18 protein-coding genes are annotated in these 21,418 nt (G+C 48.6%); 9 read left to right on the forward strand and 9 right to left on the reverse strand.

All coding sequences use genetic code 11. The features are described from left to right. Positions 1 to 413: 413 nt before the first annotated feature. Together HP566_RS11930 and HP566_RS11935 are read right to left on the reverse strand one after the other, a co-directional pair. Positions 414 to 773: a DUF2335 domain-containing protein gene (locus HP566_RS11930; protein ID WP_249977486.1), complete on the reverse strand. Its 360-nt coding sequence runs from the start codon at positions 771 to 773 to the stop codon at positions 414 to 416. After that, positions 721 to 948: a hypothetical protein gene (locus tag HP566_RS11935; protein WP_249977487.1), complete on the reverse strand. Its 228-nt coding sequence runs from the start codon at positions 946 to 948 to the stop codon at positions 721 to 723. Before HP566_RS11935 ends, HP566_RS11930 begins: the two co-directional genes overlap by 53 nt. Positions 949 to 1,341: 393 nt before the next feature. Between HP566_RS11935 and HP566_RS11940 the strand changes: the two genes are divergently transcribed. Beyond that, positions 1,342 to 4,881: a glycosyltransferase gene (locus HP566_RS11940; protein ID WP_249977488.1), complete on the forward strand. Its 3,540-nt coding sequence runs from the start codon at positions 1,342 to 1,344 to the stop codon at positions 4,879 to 4,881. Between the two features lie 11 nt (positions 4,882 to 4,892). Next, complete coding sequence (locus HP566_RS11945; protein ID WP_249977489.1) at positions 4,893 to 5,843, forward strand: glycosyltransferase family 2 protein; 951 nt, start codon at positions 4,893 to 4,895, stop codon at positions 5,841 to 5,843. Positions 5,844 to 5,960: 117 nt separating this feature from the next. Here HP566_RS11945 and HP566_RS11950 read toward each other — a convergent pair whose 3' ends face one another. Genes HP566_RS11950 through rfbB form a run of 6 tightly spaced genes read right to left on the reverse strand, consistent with a single transcriptional unit; the run spans position 5,961 to position 11,780 of the window. Continuing rightward, entirely contained in the window at positions 5,961 to 6,719 is a 759-nt protein-coding gene (locus HP566_RS11950) for a class I SAM-dependent methyltransferase (RefSeq protein ID WP_249977490.1), read from the reverse strand. Positions 6,720 to 6,721: 2 nt separating this feature from the next. After that, a complete protein-coding gene (locus HP566_RS11955) occupies positions 6,722 to 7,552 on the reverse strand; it encodes a hypothetical protein (protein ID WP_249977491.1) in 831 nt (276 codons plus the stop codon). After that, a complete protein-coding gene (locus tag HP566_RS11960; protein ID WP_249977492.1) occupies positions 7,536 to 8,729 on the reverse strand; it encodes an ATP-grasp domain-containing protein in 1,194 nt (397 codons plus the stop codon). The genes HP566_RS11955 and HP566_RS11960 overlap by 17 nt, the downstream gene beginning before the upstream one ends. After that, positions 8,726 to 9,847, reverse strand: a complete 1,122-nt coding sequence (locus tag HP566_RS11965; protein WP_249977493.1) for a DegT/DnrJ/EryC1/StrS family aminotransferase — start codon at positions 9,845 to 9,847, stop codon at positions 8,726 to 8,728. The genes HP566_RS11960 and HP566_RS11965 overlap by 4 nt, the downstream gene beginning before the upstream one ends. After that, positions 9,844 to 10,713 carry a glucose-1-phosphate thymidylyltransferase RfbA gene (rfbA, locus tag HP566_RS11970; protein ID WP_249977494.1) on the reverse strand — a complete coding sequence of 290 codons (870 nt, stop codon included), beginning with the start codon at positions 10,711 to 10,713 and terminating at the stop codon, positions 9,844 to 9,846. The genes HP566_RS11965 and rfbA overlap by 4 nt, the downstream gene beginning before the upstream one ends. Next, a complete protein-coding gene (rfbB, locus tag HP566_RS11975; protein WP_249977495.1) occupies positions 10,710 to 11,780 on the reverse strand; it encodes a dTDP-glucose 4,6-dehydratase in 1,071 nt (356 codons plus the stop codon). The genes rfbA and rfbB overlap by 4 nt, the downstream gene beginning before the upstream one ends. A 274-nt stretch (positions 11,781 to 12,054) precedes the next feature. On the opposite strand from rfbB, the gene HP566_RS11980 reads away from it, so the two are divergent. Continuing rightward, positions 12,055 to 12,657, forward strand: a complete 603-nt coding sequence (locus tag HP566_RS11980) for a hypothetical protein (RefSeq protein ID WP_249977496.1) — start codon at positions 12,055 to 12,057, stop codon at positions 12,655 to 12,657. 18 nt (positions 12,658 to 12,675) lie between these two features. Here the strand turns inward: HP566_RS11980 and HP566_RS11985 are convergent, their stop codons facing one another. Next, positions 12,676 to 13,647, reverse strand: a complete 972-nt coding sequence (locus tag HP566_RS11985) for an Rpn family recombination-promoting nuclease/putative transposase (protein WP_249977497.1) — start codon at positions 13,645 to 13,647, stop codon at positions 12,676 to 12,678. Positions 13,648 to 13,901: 254 nt separating this feature from the next. Between HP566_RS11985 and HP566_RS11990 the strand changes: the two genes are divergently transcribed. The 6 genes from HP566_RS11990 (at position 13,902) to lspA (ending at position 21,388) form a co-directional block, all read left to right on the forward strand. Then, the gene (locus HP566_RS11990; protein WP_249977498.1) at positions 13,902 to 14,588 is read left to right on the forward strand and encodes a mobilization protein; all 687 of its coding nucleotides are present in this window, start codon (positions 13,902 to 13,904) and stop codon (positions 14,586 to 14,588) included. A gap of 295 nt (positions 14,589 to 14,883) precedes the next feature. Next, a complete protein-coding gene (rpsT, locus tag HP566_RS11995) occupies positions 14,884 to 15,150 on the forward strand; it encodes a 30S ribosomal protein S20 (RefSeq protein WP_249977499.1) in 267 nt (88 codons plus the stop codon). 123 nt (positions 15,151 to 15,273) lie between these two features. Next, entirely contained in the window at positions 15,274 to 16,851 is a 1,578-nt protein-coding gene (gene murJ / locus HP566_RS12000) for a murein biosynthesis integral membrane protein MurJ (RefSeq protein ID WP_249977500.1), read from the forward strand. 122 nt (positions 16,852 to 16,973) lie between these two features. Further along, positions 16,974 to 18,008 carry a bifunctional riboflavin kinase/FAD synthetase gene (gene ribF, locus HP566_RS12005; RefSeq protein WP_249977501.1) on the forward strand — a complete coding sequence of 345 codons (1,035 nt, stop codon included), beginning with the start codon at positions 16,974 to 16,976 and terminating at the stop codon, positions 18,006 to 18,008. Next, on the forward strand, positions 17,992 to 20,850 hold the full coding sequence (ileS, locus tag HP566_RS12010; RefSeq protein WP_249977502.1) for an isoleucine--tRNA ligase: 2,859 nt from the start codon (positions 17,992 to 17,994) through the stop codon (positions 20,848 to 20,850). Before ribF ends, ileS begins: the two co-directional genes overlap by 17 nt. Further along, positions 20,843 to 21,388: a signal peptidase II gene (lspA, locus tag HP566_RS12015; protein ID WP_249977503.1), complete on the forward strand. Its 546-nt coding sequence runs from the start codon at positions 20,843 to 20,845 to the stop codon at positions 21,386 to 21,388. The genes ileS and lspA overlap by 8 nt, the downstream gene beginning before the upstream one ends. Positions 21,389 to 21,418: the final 30 nt, after the last annotated feature.

Consider the following 21,418-nt stretch of genomic DNA (forward strand, 5'->3'; position numbering starts at 1 on the left):
CACGCTCTACCACCTGTTTAACGGCTTCGATTTTGAATTCTTCAGTGTAACGGGGACGGCTCATGGATCCTCCTAGATACCTTTAGTATAAGGCCTAGAGGTGTCTACGAAACCTGGGGCGATTCAGAATATGCTCATGGTATGGTTTTAATCACTGTCAAACTTAGGCCATTACACCCTGAACTAAACATCCAGAGCCTTAATTTTCCTGACGGCGACCGTAAATAAAAGCCGCAACCATGCCACCAATGTCCATTGCTGTAATAAGAGCAGCAACGGCAGGATGGCCAAGAGACAGTGCTAAGGCCGCTACGCCAAAGCCCGATAAGGCCACTGTGGCTGCTAGCATCTGCCCACGCAGGTCTCGTGTGGTTTCAGCGCGAATGATAGTGGTTTCTGTTGCATGGCGGTGCTCACGTTCGATCGGCCCAGTCGATGATACGGGCGGCTGCCCCAGGAACAATCTCATCGTAAGCTTTAAGGATGTTAGGTGGAGGGAGCGGGCTTTGAAACGCAGCAGTGGTAGTTGTGCTGCGAATTGCGAGCGCTACATCTGGGCCATGGCGTTCTAGTAGTTGGTCAAGCTCTTGTTGTTCCTTGTCTGAGCGCTCATCCTTGCTAAGCAGTGTGCCCAGTAGGGCTAGTTCTTTCTGCTCTTCAGATGGATCAGTTGCCGAACCCGCATCGCTATCTTGAGAGAGTGGTTTGTGACCTTGCTGATCAGACTTCGGCAGCCCCTCGTGGGGCTGTTGATTTGATGAAGGTGTGGTCATATTTTTCAACAGCTCGCTCTAAATCCTTGCCAATGCGATCCCAGTCAGAACTTAGGCGCTCAAGGTCTGTTTTATGGGTATCTATTACAGCGCGATAATCTGTGCTGGGTTGGATATCGATAAGGCTACCTATGGTGCGTAGCAGCCGCTGACGGCGTGAAGATAATATCTTCATGGTCTTGGTCTCCTTTGCAGCCTTTGTATATAAATGAGACACAGATTATTCCATGTCTTTTGATATATTTCACTCTGTTATGGATATCCATAGTCTGACACTTTATGTGCACTGTGCAAGGGATATCGGCCATAAAGGTCATGGGTGGTTTTGAAGTACGGCTCTGCAGCCTGCTTCATCGCAAATTGTAGTGAATGCGACTTTTCATAATCATCACCTCTGCTTGAATTGCTTTATCAGATATTGCAGCACATGGTGAGAACCACATACCCTCTCGCTATCAGCATTGAATAGCGGAAATACCACCTAAATACAGGGGCATTCGCCCCTTTGCAGGTGGCGCAGGCGGTGTATGCTCTAGCTACACTGCCATTTTTCTATATGAGTTGCTGCATGGCCAAGAAACCTTCTGCACCTGTATCTCAAAAACGTAAACCTCGCCTGTTGTGGGCCAATCCTTTCTGTCTGATGGATACCTCCAGTGGTGCCAGCATGACGGTACGCCAGATGCTATTGCAACTGGTGGCTAACGGCTACGAGGTGCAGGTGCTGGGGGCGACGGTGTTTGATAACCCCAAGGGTATGGGGCGGTTAAAGGAGCAGTTTTCGGACCTCAGCAAGCACCTGCACAAGTTGATTGAAGCCGAAGATGGCCCGCTGACTCATCAGTTGGTCGTGAGCTACAGCCATAATCGTAACCATTTTACCACCCATGAAGAGGGCCTTTGGTATAGTCAGTACCTTTACCTGCTGGATAGTTTCAAGCCCGATGTAGTGTGGTTTTACGGTGGCCAAACGCTGGATATGCTGATTGCCGATGAAGCCCGTGATCGCGGTATCCCCGTGGCTTTTTATCTCGCCAATGGCAACTACAAGGCACCCCGTTGGTGCCGCGATGTGGACTTGATCCTCACCGATAGCCAGGCCACCGCGGATATGTACCGTAAGCGCGTTGGTTATGCTTCCAAACCCGTTGGCAAATTCATTGCCCCGGAAACGTTTGTTGCCGAACGTCACCAGCGTGAGCGGTTGTTGTTTGTAAACCCCAGCTGGCAGAAAGGAGCCAGCGTGTTCGTGCAACTGGCGGAAAAGCTGGAGCGTGAACGCCCTGATATCGCGCTGGAAGTAGTAGAGGCGCGCGCTGACTGGTCGGCGGTACTGCGGGAAACCACGCAGCGCATGGGTAAACAGCGCAGTTCGCTGAGCAACATAACCGTAACGCCCAACACCAGTGATATGCGTGGCCCCTATAGCAGGGCACGGGTACTGGCTGCCCCCAGCCTATGGTGGGAAAGCTCTGGCCGTGTACTGGCGGAAGCCATGCTTAATGGCATTCCCGCGCTAATCACCAACCGGGGTGGGATGCCGGAAATGATTGATGACGCTGGTATCGCCTTTGACTTCCCGAAGGTTTGCTACGAAGAACCCTATCAGCACCTGCTGAGCGATGAAGAGCTGCAACCGTTTTTTGATGCTGTTGTGACATTTTATGATGACGAAGCGCTGTATCAGGATTATGTGGCACGGGCTTGGAAGGTGGGGGCGGAGAAACACCATATTGACCGCGCTACTGACCGCCTGCTCGCCGCACTAACGCCACTGGTGCGCCCTCGCGCAGGCAATAATGAGTTTGCTTTTCACCAGAAAAAACGTCATCGCCAGTGTCTGGCATCTCAAGCAACACAGCCCGAGTTCAAGGCTGATAGCTCACTCCAGGCATTGGTGTTAGCCAAGGCCGGGCCACAAGCAGAGCCATTGCATAGCGATGAAGCACAAACCACACGCTTGTGGCTAACCAATGACTTTACCTGGCAGCTAAAGGGTAAAATCGTGGTGCTGGATAACCGCGCCAGCCTGATCAAAAGTGGCCTGGCTGAACAGATGGTAGCCACAGGCGCCTTTGCCATCGTCGCCTTTGATCCCGCCAGTGAGATCAAGGATGCCAAGCAGTACGAAGGCAGCGATGCTATCCAGCTTTTCCAGCACGCCCTGCTGGGGGATGGAGAAACGGCAACGCTTCACGCCTGTGTCGCACCGGAGATGACCAGCACCCTGAAACCCCTGGAGGCTGAAACACTCCCCAAACGCCACCACCTTAACGCTCAATTGTTAACGGAATTACCCATCAGCACGGTGGCTTTGGACAGCATCAACGGCCTGGAAAGCCTAGATTGGTTGATTCTGGATGAGCTAAGTGATGCCATGGCTGTATTGGAGCATGGTAAGCAGTCACTTAAGGAAACTCTGCTAATTCAGGCCCGCGTCGCGTTTCAGCTCACCCATGAACGCCAACCTAGCTTGGCCGAGCTGCAGCACTGGGCCAGCCGTAACGGCTTCCGGTTTTACCGTCTGCATAATATTCGCCACCATAGCCATTTACCTGAACAGCTAAATGCAAAAGTGTCCTGTGCTTCTGAGCAGGAAGGCGCCGATGTACTCTTTCTCCCCAGCCCTGAGCGCATGGCAGCCTTGGGTGAAAAAGAGCGTATGAAGCTGGCCTTTATTCTCAGCGCAGGCTTTGCTGCCCATGATATGGCATTTGAACTGATTGCGGATATTAACCAGGAAAAAGCGATTGAGTTTTTGGAAGAGCAGGGACTTTTGCCAAAACTATCAACGAAGAGCCCTTCGGCTGCTTCGAATATTGAAGAATTACAAAAATTTGTTGCTAAGGCACCGCTCACTATCAGAAAGGCGAATCACACACTACCGGGGCACTTGGTCATCTCGCTTACATCATACAAGCCACGCTTCAATAAGTTGCACCTTACGTTGCGTAGCTTACTGCTCCAGGACGTGATGCCGGACAATATTGTGTTATGGATTGCCGAGAATGAGCAAGGTGATCTTCCTCAGGAAGTGCTTGATCTAGAGCAGTATGGGATACGGATAGGCATTTGTGAGGATATACGTTCCTACAAGAAAATTATTCCGACACTAAAGGAGTACCCTGGAAGCTTTATCGTTACCGCAGATGACGATATTTATTATGATCCGGGCTGGCTAAAAGGGCTAGTGGATAGTTGGGATAATAGCTCTAAAACCGTCGTTGCACATCGTGCACATAAGATGGTCCTTGATAAAAATAATAAGCCACTTCCTTATCGTCAGTGGAAGTGGGAAATAGGTAAAGATGAAATAGTAGATGGTCTGATTGTTCCAACAGGCTGCGCTGGTATTTTATATCCACCACATGCTTTTTATTTGGAAGTCACAAGTGCTAAACGCTTTATGGAGCTTAGCCCGACAACGGACGATATCTGGCTATTCTGGATGACATCTCTGAATGGAGTTAAAGTAAAGCGCTCGAACTATGAGTTTCGCTTGATTGAATGGCCCTCAGAAGATGAGGGAGGAAATAGTCTTTGGAAGAAAAATATATTTGAGGGTGGAAATGATATTGCAGTCAAAAAGTTAATAACACGATATGGATTTCCAGTAAATAACGCCCATCATAATTCTATTAATAGAAAGGCAAATGGTGCAGCCATATTTTACGGTAATGAAGATGTTTACTATGAGTGCTTAACACCATCGATTTCAAAGAAAAAAATAAATCGCATGAGTCTAAGTGCAATATGCAAAAGGTTTTCGGGGCTAAATATTTCGTGTGTTCAAAGTGAGCCACTGAAGCTTGATGCTATCAGCCATGACGCTGAGCTAATTTTTCTTGAAGAAAGTGACAGTCGCCAAGTTTTTAGTACGTTAGCTCAGAAAAAGCACAAGTGCATTGTTATGATTAAGCATTTTATTAATGGATCCGGGAAATATACCCTGCGTGAAATCATTTCTCAAGCAAGTGAGGTTGGCTTTGAAAAATCGTATATTAGCTATATTAAAAGGAAAGAGATCTTAGACCCTATTAGTATAAGGTTGAGGTTTTCTGAACAGGTCGAAGAAGTTTTAATCGCATTTTCAAATAAATCTAATTGAGATATTGTTATATGATTTCTAATCTTCCCTCACAGACGGCTGTGAAAAGCTATTGGCTTAATGAAAACGTTAAAGTGACGTGTGTAGTTATGTGCTATAATCATAAAGACTATATTTTTGAGTGTATAAAGGGGATTATGACACAAAAAACAGACTTTGCCTTTAAGGTATTGATCTATGACGATTTCTCAAATGATGGTACAAGAGAGATTTTAAAAGCACTAGAGGAAAGTTATCCAGATATAGTAGATGTCTACTACGCTGATTTCAATCATTATGGTGTTGCTCTCAAAGATGAACATATTAGTAAGCTAGAGGGGGATTATGTTGCTCTATGTGAGGGCGATGATTACTGGTTAGATAGTTTTAAATTGAAAAAGCAGTACGAAGAGATGCAAAATAGTCAAGTTCATTTCTGCGTGCATCCCGCAATTATATTTTTCCAAGAAAATAATTATGAAGACCTGTTCTGCTACTATGGAAACGCAAAAAAAATACTTCCTCAAAAACTTATTTTTGGGTTGAAGAATCAGTTTTCTCCAACGGCATCCTACTTTTTGCGAGTTGAGATGTATCTTGAGTATATAAGGTTTAAAGGGAATCTTGACGGTGGGCCAGGAGATTTTTTCTTAGAGGCAATTGCGTCAGAGAGTGGGGTGCTGTATCTGCCTGATGTTATGTCAGCTTATCGTAGAGGAGGGCAGGGTTCTTATAGTTCATCACAAGCTACATCTTCAGACTCTGAAATTAAAGATGAATTAAGTAGATGGTCTAAAAATTTAGAGTGCTTGTCGAGTTTTTACCCGCATTTACAAGGGCTTGTTTCAGAAAAGAAAATATTAGTTGAAGTTGATTGTTTGGTAAGGTTGAGAAAAAGGGATGATGTAGTTGGTTCTAATGATAATGAATATATTATAAAGGCTTCAAAGCTATTAAAAGAGCTTGGCCCACTTTTGTTTTAATGAAGAGAAATGGTAGTATATAATATATCAATAAGTTAAGAGTATATGGTAGACAAAGGACAATATTATGATATATTGCCCTTTTATGAAATGTGAAGTATTAGATGGTGTTTGTTTTTATATGCTGGATAAAGATTTTAAGATAAATATCGGTCTATTAAGGAACTCGCCAAGGCTATTGTCACGCGCTATGTTGTGTGGATCTAAGTCGAAATAAGAAATATAGCCATTATTGCTTTGCGCTACTCCAATACTCACAATTTCCCAATGATTCATTATTCCTGATTTGATGAACTCAATCATTTCTTTTTTTGTACCATTGCTAAATAAGGGTTTATTAACGTCTCCATGTAAATTAAACCCCATCTGGAAGACCAAGTGTTCGGCCCAGTGAGCCATATTGTTTATCTGAAAAAGAACATCGCTTTTTATTCCATCTAAGTCATCGTCTGGTCCCGTTTTACCATAATCAGATCCAAGGTGATGCACAACATTAAGTAGATGTACTACATCATACTTCTCATTCGGGTTTTCCTTTAGAGGAAAATAACAATTTTTAATTGTTATATTATCATTGGTGCAGTCTACATAACTAGAAAGAAGCTCATAAGCTGCTTTGCTTCCTTCATAACCTTTAACTTTTTTAGCCCCTTTATCGAGAGCTTCGAAAATAAAAAAACCTGTATTGCAACCAATATCGAGTACGCTTTTATGTTTATAACAGACATGTTTCTCTATATAGTGAAATCTACTTTTTTCAAACATTTTGTCATGTGGTTCTCCATAATATATATTTTTATAATAATGTTTGTCAGTAGGTGCCTCTTCAGGAGTGAAACGCGAAGGTGCACGATGGTACGAATTATGCTTTGCCATTGCTAATTTAACTCCCTTCCTTCAAAAATAGAAAAAAATACCTGTTCGGCTTCTTCTGCGGTATACAGCCCATCCTGTACATGGGGCCAAAAATGCACATGATTAACATGGATGATATTGTTTATTCTGATTGGGATTGACTGGTATTTAAGAGCTGCTAGGACACATGCTCTATGGTAGCCGCTGGTAACCAACCATTTCCAAGACTTCTCATCCTTATCTATTAAGGCCGTTGCCTTAATATCTCCATCTGGGCCATTATTTCTTATATAACCTCTTGTTTCTATGCTGATAACCAAGTCTAATAACCGTTTTGCCTCTACGGCTTTTTTTGTACTGCACATTGGGCCGCACATTGGCCATCCGCTTTCTATCCCTTCTGAAAATCCTTCACGTAAGTTTTCTTTTAATATTGCTTCTGTAATAGCAGTTTGGTAGCTTTCAGAACTCCTTGCCCTCCAGGGGAGTACGCTTCCCCAAGGAGGAGTGACATTTAACTGCGAGCTCTTTAAAGAAACATTAAACCACTCAAGTGAGTTACGTGGTTGAAATTTTTCGTAAAATATCGATAAGGATTTTTTTAATTTTGTTAGTTTTTCCTCATATGTGTCATCGAACGCTAAGAGGGCTACTGCTTCATAAAAAGGAGCGTTATGATTTAAAGTCCATCCAGGAGAAATTCTTCCTAAGTGTGGAGTTGCATTGATCAGAGCAGCATTGAATATCTCACTGTATCTAAATGAAAGCGGATGGTTACATGTTTGAGTAAGGTCAACAATACCTTCCTTATGATTTTGATATATACCTGCGTATTTTTTAGCTAACTTTGACATCTATAAAATCCTCTGCATTGGTCATGATTTGTGACATTTCATCTATGTTACTGAATTTAATTATCATTGAGCCAATAGAGTCCTGAGAGTTTTTGTATTTTTTTACCATATCACCAATTTTTTTGTATTGATTATATTTGATAGTTTTTTTCTTAATTTTTTCAGAAATTTTTATTTCTTCAAGGATACCGTCTTTTTTCGCGTGTAATATATAACTAGCACAGCATATGGTGGGGTTTGAAAATTTTTGAATGGCCGTTTTATTGCTTACAGCTGCGTCAACAGTCATTTTTATTAAGTCAATTCCTGTGGATTCACGTATCACTTCTGGTATCAGGTTTCCACCATTTCTAGGACCGATTTCAATGATCCATATCTTGCCTGTGGAATCAAAAAAGAATTCTACATTAAAAGCACCCGTTTTCATGTTTAGCAACTTGAGTAACCTTTCAATTTCAGAGGCTGCTAAAACCTGATGATTTTTTGAGAGCATTGTTGGAAAGCTAATACCGATTGGAGCATGAGGGTTGCACTCCTTGTCTTGATGCTGGTCCCCCCAGTACCAAAATATAAGCTCTCCATCCAAAAGAAATACGTCGCTATCAATTTGGTATCCTGATTTTTCTATGTATTCCTCAATAATAACTTTTCCCGAAAATGAGTAGCTTAATGCATCATTAAAAAGTGATCTAAGTTCTGCTTTGTTTTTTAAGAGCGATACGCCTTTGCTGCCTGATGAGTCAACAGGTTTCATAATTAAAGGGAATTTAACTTCGCTACACCATTCTATAGCGTCTTCTAGCTTACGGAATACACTATTTTTAGGAGTGTTAAATCCGTTTTCTATTAAAAAACTCCTAAATAAATCTTTCCTTGCTAAAATATTTACTGACTCATATGGATTTCCAGGGAGGTTTAGCTTTTCTGCTACATAGGCTGCAGTTGGGGCAGCTGGATCTGATGCATACGCTACAATGCCGTTAATTTTTTTTCTCTCAGCTAATTTTAATACCCCTTCTTTGTCAGTAGTTGATATATTAAAATACTCATGCGCTATTTCGTGACCTGGATTGTCAGGCAGGTAGTCACAAGTTATAACGTGATAGCCAGAATTGACAGCATATTCTATTGGGGGTAATTGCATATGTGCCCCCCCTAGAAATAATATTTTCTTCACTCTAGCTCTCCTTTTATGAGGTTTAATATTTTTTCCTGGTTGTAAATGTTAAGTTGATCATGAATTGGAAGGCACATTATTTTTTTCGCTATCATTGTTGAGACAGGAAAATTGGAGACACCTGATTTTCTAGAGTTACTCTGTCTATACATAGGCTGATCAGTTACTAGAGGGTAGAAATATCGCCTAGCCATGATTTTATGTTCTTGTAGTTTTTTGAATAGCTCATCTCTTGTTAGCGAGTAGCTATCTTCTACTATAATTGGGAAGTAGGAGCTGTTACCTTTATTTTGACTAGAAAAATCAATTGTGCTTATTCCATTTATATTCTTTAGCTTATCTCGATAAAATTGATCAGCTGTCTTTCGTCTAGCAATTGCTTTTTCTATATACTTTAGTTGCAACAGCCCAAAAGCAGCATTGACTTCTCCCATTTTTCCATTTATGCCTGCTGCAACAACCGTTACTTCATCAACTATTCCAAAGTTTTTTAAACTCTTTATATGCTGTTTCGTTTTTTTATCATGGCAGATAATAGCTCCACCCTCAAATGTATTGAAAACTTTGGTGGCATGAAAGCTCACCGCACTCAAATTACCATGTCTTAAAATACTCCCCCCTTTATCTTCTACACCAAAAGCATGGGCCGCGTCATAAATAACTTTAAGATTATATTTATCAGCTATTTCTTGTATTGCTTCTACATCGCAAGGATTTCCGAAACAATGAACGGGCAATATTGCAGTAGTTCTTGGCGTAATGGCGGCTTCGATTTTACTGGGGTCAATGTTAAATGTGTTGGGGTCAATATCAACAAAAATAGGGGTCAAACCATTCCAGGTTAGTGCATGTGATGTAGCTATGAATGTAAAAGGGGTGGTTATTACTTCTCCAGTAATATGTAGTGCTTTGAGTGCAGTTAGAAGCGCAATAGTGCCATTATTGAAAAGCGCGATTTCAGGCACACCCAAATATTCACACAGTGCGTCTTCCAGCTTTTCATGCATGGGGCCGTTATTAGTAAGTCGTTTACTCTCCCAAATTTCTTCCAGATACGGAATGAACTCTTCTAATGGGGGGAGAAAGGGCTCGGTTACGTAGATTGGCTTATCGCTCATGCTTCTCTCGTTAGCTGTCTGATATAAGCACCGTACCCATTTTTATCAAAGTGCTGGCTATGCTTTATTAACTCTTGTTGACTCATCCATCCTTGGTTAAAAGCAATCTCTTCCAGGCAGGCAATTTTGTAGCCCTGGCGCTTTTCAATGGTTTCGACAAACTGGGCTGCCTCCAACAGGCTTTCATGCGTGCCGGTGTCCAGCCATGCAAAACCACGGCCTAGCAGTTCAACATGTAAATCTCCTCGGGCCAAATAGGCTTGATTGATGCTGGTAATTTCTAGCTCACCCCGATGGGAGGGGATCACCTGTTTGGCGATCTCAATCACATCATTGTCATAAAAGTAGAGCCCTGTTATGGCATAGTTAGAATGAGGGTTTTGTGGCTTTTCTTCAATGCTAACTACACGGCGGTTCGTGTCGAACTCGACAACACCAAACCGTTCGGGGTCTTTGACTTGGTAGCCAAAAACCGTGGCCCCGTTTTTGCGGAGCGATGCCTGGCGTAGCTTAGGTGTGAAACCTTGGCCGTAGAAGATGTTATCGCCCAGCACCAGGCAAACGCTGTCGGCACCGATAAATTTTTCCCCTATCAGGAATGCTTGCGCTAGCCCTTCTGGTTTAGGTTGGGCAGCATAGCTTAGGTTGATGCCGAATTGGCTGCCGTCACCAAGAAGCCGCTGAAAGCTTGCTTGGTCATCTGGCGTGGTGATGATCAGGATGTCCTGAATACCCGCCAGCATCAGCACAGAAAGCGGGTAGTAAATCATGGGTTTGTCGTAGATAGGCAGAAGCTGCTTGGATACGCCCATGGTGATGGGGTACAGCCTTGAACCGCTGCCACCTGCCAAAATAATGCCTTTCATGGCTGCCCTTCGTTATGGGTAATAATGTCTTTATCGGCGCCCATGTTGACTTCTTTACTTAGCGAGTGCTTACGCCTGTTTAGCTCCCATGTAACGGTTTTACGCAGCCCGCTAGTAAAGTTTTCTATTGGTTTCCAGTTTAAATTATTGGTAATTTTACGATTATCTATCGCGTAGCGCTGGTCGTGCCCTGGGCGATCGGGTACGTAGCTGATCTGCTCTGCGTACGAGCCAGAGGGCCGAGGGGCAAGTTCGTCCAGGAGTGTGCATACCTCATTGACCACATCAATGTTGGCATGCTCGTTACTCCCCCCGATGTTATAGGTTTCACCAATACGACCACGGGTAAGGACTCGATAGAGAGCCTGAGCATGGTCATCCACGTAAAGCCAGTCACGGCGTTGCTGACCATTCCCGTAAACAGGCAGGGCTTCACCTGCCAGAGCTTGGTTGATCATTAAAGGGATTAATTTTTCCTGGTGCTGCCATGGCCCGTAGTTGTTTGAACAATTGGTAACCACGATAGGAAGGCCATAGGTGCGGTGCCAGGCCCTTACTAAATGATCAGAGCCCGCTTTGCTGGCCGAGTAGGGCGAGCTGGGTGCGTAAGGAGTCGTTTCAGAAAACGCAGGGGCGGCCGGTGCCAGGTCGCCATAAACCTCATCGGTCGAAACGTGGTGAAAGCGAAATTGCTCCTGTTTACTTCCCTCTAACATCTGCCAGTAGTGGCGGCTGGCTTCCAGCAGGGTGTAGGTGCCTACAATGTTCGTCTGAATAAAGTCAGCGGGGCCGCTGATCGAACGGTCTACGTGGCTTTCTGCCGCTAAATGCATTACCGCATCAGGTTGGTGCTGAGTAAAAAGTGCGGCTAGTGCCGTTTGGTCGCAAATATCCACCTGTGCTAGAAGGTGCCGCTCATTGTTAAGCGCCTCTCCTAGCGCGCTAAGGTTAGCTGCATAGGTCAGCTTGTCGATATTGATGACGCGACAATCAGTATTTTCTATCAAGTAGCGCACAACGGCACTACCAATAAACCCTGCGCCGCCTGTAACAAAAAGAGTAGCCATATAGTGGTGGGCCCAAGTACAAAAACGTTAGGTAGATAAGCATAGTTCTATGCAGCAGTGGTGACTTTGCCACAGCTTTGCTAGCGCTAAATGGAAGAATAGCGTATCTCTGAGAGCGCTTATGTAGGCGTTTTTCTCAGTAGATTACTATTTTTGCTTATTAAGTGGATGTACTGCTTAGGGCTATTTATTAGCTTGCAACACTTTGGTTGTCTGACTTACCTTTCATGGTAAGGGCGGTTACCCATCTGGCTGACAACATGAGCAAAGGGCAATGGACACTCGGACGTTGGTGCTGATAGTGGCGATTGGTGCCATGTGGCTTAGCCTAACCAGCGGTTGTGTTGCAGCGTATCTAATACTGAGTAATAAGATGTGGTCGCCTGGTATAGGCGCTAAGCGGCGACGCAAACCCTCTAGCGGTTTACAATTGAAAGCGCGTGAGCCAGCACCTACCCTGGTGGATGAAAATGGCACCTCTTGGGGGGTGTACGTCCTGTTTGAAAGCCCGTCCTCTGGTTTGAATGAACGGTTAAGGCTGGCGCTTTCATCTGCGGGAGGTGTGTATGAAAGCAGTACTGGCGCCTTTGCCGTAAAGGGCGAGTCATCCCGTAATCCTATCTACATTGAAAACGCCTTTCCTCCTGGGAAGTTACCCTCTTTCACCGATGATAATTACCAGCATCTTATTAAAGGGGTACGTATCAAGGTGGTTGCAGACAGCCTTTCTCTTTCTCCCAACAAGCTCCAACTGGTGCGTTTGGTTTCTCTGGCCAAAGGGTTTGCTCGTTTGGGTGGTAGCGTCGTTGATGCCAAAAAGCAGCCTATCACCAAAGCAGGGTTTAAAGCGGTGATTGCAGGGAAGGCCACTGTGTAAGAAGGGCGAGGAGGAGGGCTAGTGCTGAGTCTCTGCACGCAGCTTGGCAACTTCCTCGATAGGTAGCTCTTCAATCTCTGCAATTAATTGATCGTTCATTTCGGTGAGCGCTATCAACTTGCGGGCGGCATTACGTTTACTTTCCATGGCGCGTTGCTCTGCTTCCTGGCGCCCCTCTTGGCGTCCCTCCTGACGCCCAGCCTGGCGCTCTTGTTTTGCCCAGTTCTCAAGGTTTTCTGCCAACATGTCTTTGTCCTCCATCAAACTCGTGAGTTGGTCTAGGTTGGCCTTGGCCCCCAGCCGCTGAAGATACCGCTTGAGCCAGCGGGTGATGATGTTGTCTATCCGCTCTTTGTCAGGAGAGGCTTGTATGATGGCCACGATCCTGTCGACGGCTTGCTGTAGTCCTTTCCTGTCGGCGGAGGCCTTCTCGATACTGAAGACGCCACTGAGCGGTGTTTGGCGCAGCCCCAACTCTTCATCAGTATAGCGCCCTTCATCCACCAAGTAATACCGTAGGTGTGGCTGGTAGACCTGTAGGAAAGCAGGTGGTTCCGGGTACACCATGTCGTAGATGTCCTGGCGAGCCGTCCAGCGCTCGGAGCCGTTATAGAGCACAATCGGCAGAATGGGAGGCAGCCCTTTACGAGGTGTCGTTGTGCCATTTTTGAGCAGGTGATCGTAAAAGCAGGCCACGTAATGCATCAGTCGAATCGGCATGGTGCGATCCACCGACGACTGAAACTCCAGCAGGATGTAGAGATACACCTCTTGGGTGACGCCCTCCCTGGTGATCTCCACCGACCACACCACGTCTTCGAACTTCTCCTCGAATAATGGGGTGATGTAGTTGCCGCTGTGATTTTTGAGCGTAGAGAAGTTCATTAGTTGGGCGATCTCGGGTGGGGCAAACCCTTCCATCAACTGTTGAACGAACTCGGGATAGCTGAATAGCTCCTTGTAGCCGGTATCGTGCTGTTTATTGGCCATGCCTACTCCTGTCTCAATATGCCTACTTTATCACAGCCGTCTTTTTTTAAGCGTTGGTTAACTCCCCTGTGGCCTGATGTAGAAACCCTGACCTAACGAATTCCTACCGCCTTGTGTATTTCCTGCTAAATTCGCTAAGAACCTGTGCACGATCTGCTGCGCGTCGGCCAGACCGCGTTGCAAAATCGGCGCTAGCTTGTGAGATCGTAAACAGGCTCTAAGGGTTGAGTGTTTTCCAGAGTGGAGGGGTAGGGATGGGCAAGGTGCACTTTATTGGTGGTGAAAAGGGTGGGGTAGGGAAATCGATGACAGCCCGCGTGCTGGCACAGTATTACATCGATCATGACATGCCGTTTCTGGGGTTTGATTGTGATGCATCCCACGGCACGTTCTCACGCTTTTATCAGGATTTTGCCTCTCCCGTGGTGGTTGGGGACGACGACAGCCTGGATGGTATGTTGTCGGCTGTGGAGGAAAACCCCGAGCGGGATCTGATTATTGATTTGGCGGCGCAGTCTGCCTTACCGATTAACCGCTGGATCGAAGAGACCGATGTGTTTGGTTTGTTGAGTGAGCTGGGTTCGCAGGTGGTGTGGTGGCATGTCATGGATGATGGTGCTGATTCGGTGTCTTTGCTTTCCCAGGTGCTGGAGCGTTATCAATCTCAGCCGGTGAGCATCGTCGTGGTACAAAATCTAGGCCGGGGCGAGAGCTTTGAGCGTTTTCAGCGCTCGGATATCTATCAGCAGGCTAAGCAGCAGGGGGCTATCTTTGTTGAGCTTCCCAAACTGCATGCCAGGCTGACCCAGAAGATTGATTTCAATAACAGCAGCTTTTGGGCAGTAGCCAATGACCGCAGCCTCATGAATATTGCGGAGCGCCAGCGTATGAAAGTGTGGCTGCGTAACGCGTATGCGCAGTTTGCGTTTTTGGCAGACTAACCAACTGTGCTTTACCATCTTCGGTTTAAAAGACGTGTTAAAAGGATTGACAAGCGGCTGGCAAGCCCGCTTTACGCGTGATAGACTACGCCATCCTCTCAGACAAGACCCGTGAGCGGGCAGCGCTTAGACTGCTCGTTACACTGTTTGGCAGCGTTAGAAAGGCTGCTAAATCAATTGGTTGTTGTGGAAAGATAATGACGGAAATGTCGTGCTGACACGTAAGTATGGCCGACAAACACATAGTTAATCCGTTGCCGTTTACCGGCAACCTTTATTCTCCAAGGAGATACCAGTGGCGAACAGCAAGCAAGCACGCAAGCGCGCCCGTCAGGCCGAGAGTCGTCGTGTCCTGAAATCCAGCCAACGCAGCATGGTCCGCACCTACATCAAGCGTGTGATCAAAGCGATCAACACCGGTGACCATGGCAAGGCGATGGAAGAGTTCAAAGCAATGCAGCCGGTTGTCGATCGTATTGCGGATAAAGACGTGCTTTCCAAGAAGAAAGCGGCGCGTCTGAAAAGCCGTTTGAACAAGCGCATTAAGGCTCTGGCGGCGTAAGCCGGCAGGCGCCATAAAAAAACCGGCTGCGGCCGGTTTTTTTGTGTCCATATGTTTTTGGTTGATAGCGTCATGCCTGTAGGGTTTGCCAACCCTTATGACTAAACCTCAACGGATCGAGTGATGACCGCGAACACGCCACCACAAGCAAATATGACACCCCAGCGCCGTGGGCTGATGCGTTCTGGGCTGGTGGTTAGCGCGATGACCATGCTCTCCCGCGTCATGGGGTTGGTGCGCGATGTGGTCGTGGCCACGTTTTTGGGGGCAGGGAATGGCGCGGATGCCTTTTTTGTTGCCTTTAAAATTCCGAACTTCATGCGCCGCCTGTTTGCGGAAGGGGCCTTTAACCAGGCATTTGTGCCGGTACTCTCTGAGTATTCCACTCAGCGCAGCAAGCAGGAAATTCGCGAACTGCTCAATGCCGTTGCTGGCAGCCTGACGGCAGTACTGGCGCTGATTACGGCGCTGGCAATGCTCGGCGCTCCCTGGCTGATTTGGCTGTTTGCCCCAGGCTTCGGGCGAGACCCTGAAAAGCTGGCCATGACTGCGGATATGCTGCGGCTTACTTTTCCCTATCTGCTGCTGATCTCATTAACGGCGTTTTCTGGCAGTGTGCTCAATACCTGGAACCGCTTTGCAGTACCTGCCTTTACCCCGGTGCTGTTAAATCTTTCGCTGATTGGTGCCGCCCTGTTTTTAATGCCGCTGATGGAAGAACCGGCCATGTCGCTGGCGTGGGGCGTACTTATCGCGGGTGCGGCACAGCTGGCGTTTCAGGTTCCGTTTCTGCTGCGTTTGGGGTTACTGCCTACCCCGTGGCCAAACTTTGCCCACGATGGCGTAAAGCGTATTTTGAAACTCATGGTGCCTGCGTTGTTTGGCGTCTCGGTCTCGCAGATCAATTTACTGTTGGATACCATTTTAGCGTCGCTGCTAGTCGCTGGTAGTGTGTCATGGCTTTACTACTCCGACAGGTTGGTAGAGTTACCGTTAGGCGTCTTTGGTGTGGCGATTGGCACCGTCATTCTGCCCGCGCTTTCCAAGCGGCATGCGGAGCAGTCGTCGGCACACTTTGCAGCGATGCTCGATTGGGCCATAAGGGTGGTGCTGTTGCTGGGTGTACCCGCTGCACTGGCATTGGCGATATTGGCCGAACCGTTATTGATTACGCTTTTTCACTACGGCGCAATGACCGACCACGATATCCAAATGGCCGCGATGAGTTTGCGAGCTTACGCCTTTGGTTTGGTGGCGTTTATGCTGATCAAAGTCCTTGCACCGGGCTTTTTTGCCCGTCAGGACACCAAAACACCCGTGAAGGTGGGCATTATAGCGATGGTCGCCAACATGGTATTTAACCTGATACTGATATGGCCGTTGGCCCATGCGGGCCTGGCACTGGCGACGGCGCTTTCGGCGTTTTTAAATGCAGGGCTATTAGGTTACTTACTCTATCGCCAGGGCGTTTTGGTGTTTCAGCCAGGGTGGGGGCGCTATACGGTGCAGTTGGTAGGCGGCAGCATGTTGATGGGGGCCGCGCTTTATGGCGTAGCGCCCGATTGGCAGGCGTGGCTGGATTTTGGGCTATGGCAGCGTATTCGCTGGGTAACCGCATTGGTAGTGCTGGGCGGTGGACTCTACTTTGTATGGTTGACGGCGCTGGGGCTGCGTCTACGCCACTTTAAAATGAATAGTTAGGTTTTTTTGAGTTATTGCAGATGCCATCTTCTTCTGCATCTAACAAGTGCGTTCGTTATAATCAGGTGCTTTGACCACCAGCCGGTAGGCGAAGCGGGAAGGCTTTTAACAGCAGAGGTGCCATGCACGTCATTCGAGGTCTGCATAATCTGAAAGCGGCCCACCGCGGTTGCGTTGCCACCATCGGTAATTTTGATGGGGTGCATCGTGGTCATCAGGCGATCTTGCTGCAGTGTCGTGAGCATGCGGCGCGCTTGAAGGTGCCGCTGACCGTGGTGGTGTTCGAACCCCAGCCCCGTGAGTTTTTCGCGGGAGACCAGGCTCCTCCACGTTTAACCCGCCTGCGCGAAAAAGTGCGGCTATTGGGGACTCACGGTGCTGAACAGGTGCTCTGCCTGCCTTTTAATGATGCACTGCGCAGCCTGACGGGCCGTGAGTTCATCGATCAGGTGTTGGTAGCTGGCCTAGGGGTTAAGCATCTGGTGGTTGGGGACGATTTTCGTTTTGGCTGTGACCGGCAGGGGGATTTCAGTCTGCTGGCAGCTGTAGGGCGCAAGCAGGGCTTTGGCGTTGAGCATACCCGCACGTTCACGGTGGATGACGAACGGGTTTCCAGCACGCGGGTGCGCACGTTGCTGGCAAGCGGTAACTTTGCCGCCGCCCAGCGCCAGCTTGGCCGCCCATACTCTTTGCATGGGCGGGTAGTGCGCGACCAACAACTGGGGCGCACCATCGGTGTGCCCACGGCAAACCTGCCGCTATTACCACAGCCGTTAACACTACGCGGCGTTTTCGCGGTCGTTGCCAAGCTTGCCAATGGTGAGCGTTACCCTGCGGTGGCCAATGTTGGTTTTCGGCCTACAGTCGGCTCCAAACGACCAACCCTGGAGGTACACCTGCTTGAGTACTCGGGTGATCTATACGGCCAGCGGTTAACGGTTTACCCCTGTGTACGGCTGCGGGGGGAAGTGAAGTTTGACGACTTTGATGCACTAAAAGCACAAATTGAACGTGATCAGGCCAGAGCGCGTTGCTACTTTGCGGCAGCCGGCGCTGGCACTACCACTCTTCCGCTGGCCTCGGCCCCGCTTGGGCGTGAGGCCGCTTCTTCTGATTTCTCTTCGGCGGGAGATTCCGCCGATGCTAACGACGGCTGACCGGACTATGGACTATAAGCACACGCTAAACTTGCCAGAAACCGACTTTCCAATGCGCGGCATGTTGCCGAAGCAGGAACCAGGGCGTGTTTCAAAATGGCAGGATATGAATCTCTACCAACGCCTGCGCGATGCCCGTGCAGGGGCGCCGCTGTTTGTACTGCACGATGGCCCTCCGTACGCCAACGGTAGTATCCATATCGGCCACGCCGTTAACAAAATCCTCAAGGATATTATTGTTAAGTCGAAAAACCTGGCAGGCTTTGATGCACCTTATGTGCCGGGCTGGGATTGCCATGGTCTGCCTATTGAGCACAAAGTGGAAACCACCCACGGTAAGCATTTAGCGGCAGATAAAGCCCGTGAACTGTGCCGCGAGTACGCGGGTGCCCAAATCGAGACTCAACTGGTTGATTTTGTACGCCTGGGGATTATCGGTGACTGGGACCATCCCTACCGTTCCATGGATTATGCCAATGAGGCAGGGGAAATCCGTGCGTTGGCGAATATGCTGGAAGCGGGTTATGTGTTTAAGGGGTTGAAGCCGGTCAACTGGTGTTTTGACTGTGGTTCGGCCCTGGCCGAAGCGGAAGTCGAATATGCTGATAAAAAGTCAGATGCCATCGATGTGGCTTTCCCCGCGGCGGATACCGGAAAGCTGGCCGCTGCGTTTGGCTTGAGTGAACTGCCCAAGGCAGCCGCCGTGGTTATCTGGACCACCACGCCCTGGACCATCCCTGCTAACCAGGCGCTGAACGTACATCCTGAGTTTACCTACGCACTGGTGGATACCGGTGAGCGTCTGCTACTGCTGGCAGAAGAGCTGGTGGAAAGCTGTTTGGAGCGCTTCGAATTGACCGGTAGCGTTATTGCCACTGCCCAGGGCAAAGCCCTGGATCGGATTAATTTCCGCCACCCCTTCTATGACCGCCTCTCGCCGGTTTATCTGGCCGATTATGTGGAGTCGGAAGTGGGTAGTACGGGGATTGTTCACTCAGCGCCCTCCTATGGTGTTGATGACTTCAATACCTGCCGTACCTACGGCATGGGCTTTGATGACATGCTCAATCCCGTGCAGGGGAACGGCGTGTACGCGGATGACCTGCCGTTCTTTGGCGGCCAGATGATCTGGAAGGCTAATCCCCATATCGTCGAGAAGTTGCGCGATGTAAACGCGCTGATGGCGCATAAAGCCATTACTCACAGCTACATGCACTGCTGGCGCCACAAAACGCCAGTGATTTACCGTGCCACAGCCCAGTGGTTCGTGGGTATGGACCTAAAAGGAAAGGATGGCAAAACCCTGCGTGAACGTGCCCTGGAAGGTATCGAAGCCACGGAGTTTACGCCAGCCTGGGGCCAGGCGCGCCTGCACAGTATGATCGCCAACCGCCCTGACTGGTGTATTTCCCGGCAGCGTAACTGGGGAGTGCCAATCCCGTTTTTCCTGCATAAGCAAACCGGCGAGTTGCATCCGAACACGGTTGAGTTGATGGGCGAAGCCGCCAAGCGCGTAGAGCAGGAGGGGATTGAAGCCTGGTTCAAACTTGACCCTGCCGAGTTGCTAGGTGCAGAAGCGGCTGAGTACGAAAAAGTCACCGATACCCTGGATGTGTGGTTTGACTCAGGCACTACCCATCGCCATGTGCTGCGTGGCTCGCACCCCCATGGGCATGAGAGCGGCCCACGCGCCGACCTGTACCTTGAGGGTTCCGACCAGCACCGCGGCTGGTTCCACTCATCCTTGCTGACAGGATCGGCGATTGATGGGCACCCGCCCTATCGTCAGTTGCTTACTCACGGTTTTACGGTGGATGCCCAGGGGCGCAAGATGTCCAAGTCCATCGGTAATGTGGTAGCCCCGCAAAGTGTGATGGATAAGCTGGGTGCCGATATTTTACGTTTGTGGGTGGCGTCTACCGACTACTCGGGTGAGATGGCGGTATCAGATGAAATCCTGAAGCGTACCGCTGATGTATATCGTCGCATCCGTAATACGGCACGTTTCCTGCTCTCCAACCTCAACGGCTTTAACCCGGCTACAGACCAGGTTGCGTTCAGCGATATGCTGGCGCTGGACCAGTGGGTGGTTGATCGTGCGGCACAGCTGCAAGGTCGCATCGAAAAGGCCTATGAAGAGTACCGTTTCCTGGATGTCTACCAGCAGGTGCACGGTTTCTGTGCCCGTGAGCTGGGCGGCTTCTACCTGGATGTGATTAAAGACCGCCAGTACACCACTCAAACGGATTCTGTGGCTCGCCGTAGTGCGCAAACGGCGCTTTATCATGTGGTAGAGGCATTGAGCCGCTGGGTAGCACCTATCCTCTCTTTCACCGCGGAAGAGATTTACGAGCATATTCCCGGAGAACAACGCGACAGCGTGCTGCTTGAAACCTACTACACCGGGCTTAGCACTCTGGATGACAATGCTGATATGGGCCGTGCGTTCTGGGAGCAGGTGCTGGAAGTGAAGCATTCGGTGAACAAGTGCCTGGAAGATGCCCGTAATGCCAAGGTCATCAAAGGTAGTCTGGCCGCAGAAGTGACGCTGTATGTTAGCGATGAGTTGCAAACAACCCTGGCTAAATTGGGTGATGAGCTGCGCTTTGTGATGCTGACCAGTGAAGTGCATCTGGCGCCGCTAGCTGGGGCAGCCAACAATGCTGAAAGCACGGAGCTTGAAGGCCTGAAAGTGGCCGTTACTGCCAGCGCGCATCAGAAGTGTGAACGCTGTTGGCACCACCGCGCTGATGTGGGCAGTCTGGTCGCTCATCCTGATCTGTGTGGCCGCTGTGTCAGTAACCTGCCGGAAGGTAGTGGTGAGATTCGTTACTATGCCTAATACTGCCCCGCCCCCTCATGCTTCTCAACGGCCGCCTATGCGGCGGCCGCTTCGCTGGCTGTGGCTGGCGGTAGCCGTTATGGTGCTGGACCTGATCACCAAGTATGCCGCCAGCCACTTGTTAAACTATGCCCAGCCCGTTGAGGTGCTGCCGTTTTTTAACCTGACCTTGCTGCATAATACTGGCGCGGCCTTTAGCTTTTTAGCCGACCACCCCGGCTGGCAGCGCTGGTTCTTTGCGATTATCGCCATTGGTGCGAGCATTGGTTTAACCGTCTGGCTGTCCCGGGTGAGAGCCGATGAGAAGCTGCTTGCCATTTCGTTGCCGCTTATTATTGGTGGCGCCTTGGGCAATCTATACGACCGTTTGATCCATGGCTACGTCGTGGACTTTTTATCGTTCCATGCCGCGGGTTGGTATTACCCCGCCTTTAACGTGGCGGATATCGGTATTACCCTGGGAGCGATAGGGCTGATCTGGGAGTCGGTATTAGGTGATCGACGCCGTAAAAAAGCCGCTTTACAGCAACACGATTGAGTAGCAAAAGCAAAGAGCCATCAGCGAGGA

The sequence above is a fragment of the Vreelandella olivaria genome (assembly GCF_023507745.1).
GTDB lineage: Bacteria > Pseudomonadota > Gammaproteobacteria > Pseudomonadales > Halomonadaceae > Vreelandella > Vreelandella olivaria_A.

Excerpts from the sequence above, each read along its gene's own strand:
- HP566_RS11930 (WP_249977486.1), bottom strand. The coding sequence starts at position 773 with ATGACCACACCTTCATCAAATCAACAGCCCCACGAGGGGCTGCCGAAG.
- HP566_RS11935 (WP_249977487.1), bottom strand. The coding sequence starts at position 948 with ATGAAGATATTATCTTCACGCCGTCAGCGGCTGCTACGCACCATAGGT.
- HP566_RS11940 (WP_249977488.1), top strand. The coding sequence starts at position 1,342 with ATGGCCAAGAAACCTTCTGCACCTGTATCTCAAAAACGTAAACCTCGC.
- HP566_RS11945 (WP_249977489.1), top strand. The coding sequence starts at position 4,893 with ATGATTTCTAATCTTCCCTCACAGACGGCTGTGAAAAGCTATTGGCTT.
- HP566_RS11950 (WP_249977490.1), bottom strand. The coding sequence starts at position 6,719 with ATGGCAAAGCATAATTCGTACCATCGTGCACCTTCGCGTTTCACTCCT.
- HP566_RS11955 (WP_249977491.1), bottom strand. The coding sequence starts at position 7,552 with ATGTCAAAGTTAGCTAAAAAATACGCAGGTATATATCAAAATCATAAG.
- HP566_RS11965 (WP_249977493.1), bottom strand. The coding sequence starts at position 9,847 with ATGAGCGATAAGCCAATCTACGTAACCGAGCCCTTTCTCCCCCCATTA.
- rfbA (WP_249977494.1), bottom strand. The coding sequence starts at position 10,713 with ATGAAAGGCATTATTTTGGCAGGTGGCAGCGGTTCAAGGCTGTACCCC.
- rfbB (WP_249977495.1), bottom strand. The coding sequence starts at position 11,780 with ATGGCTACTCTTTTTGTTACAGGCGGCGCAGGGTTTATTGGTAGTGCC.
- HP566_RS11980 (WP_249977496.1), top strand. The coding sequence starts at position 12,055 with ATGGACACTCGGACGTTGGTGCTGATAGTGGCGATTGGTGCCATGTGG.
- HP566_RS11985 (WP_249977497.1), bottom strand. The coding sequence starts at position 13,647 with ATGGCCAATAAACAGCACGATACCGGCTACAAGGAGCTATTCAGCTAT.
- HP566_RS11990 (WP_249977498.1), top strand. The coding sequence starts at position 13,902 with ATGGGCAAGGTGCACTTTATTGGTGGTGAAAAGGGTGGGGTAGGGAAA.
- murJ (WP_249977500.1), top strand. The coding sequence starts at position 15,274 with ATGACCGCGAACACGCCACCACAAGCAAATATGACACCCCAGCGCCGT.
- ribF (WP_249977501.1), top strand. The coding sequence starts at position 16,974 with ATGCACGTCATTCGAGGTCTGCATAATCTGAAAGCGGCCCACCGCGGT.
- ileS (WP_249977502.1), top strand. The coding sequence starts at position 17,992 with ATGCTAACGACGGCTGACCGGACTATGGACTATAAGCACACGCTAAAC.
- lspA (WP_249977503.1), top strand. The coding sequence starts at position 20,843 with ATGCCTAATACTGCCCCGCCCCCTCATGCTTCTCAACGGCCGCCTATG.